General features: G+C 84.8%; 1 protein-coding gene. It reads right to left on the bottom strand.

The features are described from left to right. Nucleotides 1-30 precede the first annotated feature (30 nt). Nucleotides 31-297, bottom strand: a 267-nt coding sequence (locus EF903_RS33700; protein WP_221888838.1) for an LAETG motif-containing sortase-dependent surface protein, incomplete at its 5' end; no start/stop codon positions are given.

A 297-nucleotide genomic window follows, 5' to 3' on the forward strand; every position in this document is an offset into this window, starting at 1 on the left:
CGGGCGGTGCGAGGTGGAGCACGGGCGTCCTCAGCCGTCGGCCCGGCGGCGCACGGCGTAGAGGGTGCCGCCCCCCGCGGCGAGCAGGACGGCCGCGCCCGCGCCGACCGCGGCCGTGGCCGTCGAGGAGCCGGTCTCCGCGAGCTGGTTGCCGGCCGGCGCAGGCGCCGCGGCGGGCCCGCCGTCGCCCCCGTCGCCCCCGGCGGGCGTGCTGGGCACGGCGCTGGGCGCGGCGGTCGGCGGGTGGCTGACCGAGGCGCTGGGCCGGGGGCCCGGGGTGGACGGCCGGCTCGGGGT

The organism is Streptomyces sp. WAC05292 (genome assembly GCF_003949955.1).
GTDB lineage: Bacteria > Actinomycetota > Actinomycetes > Streptomycetales > Streptomycetaceae > Streptomyces > Streptomyces globosus.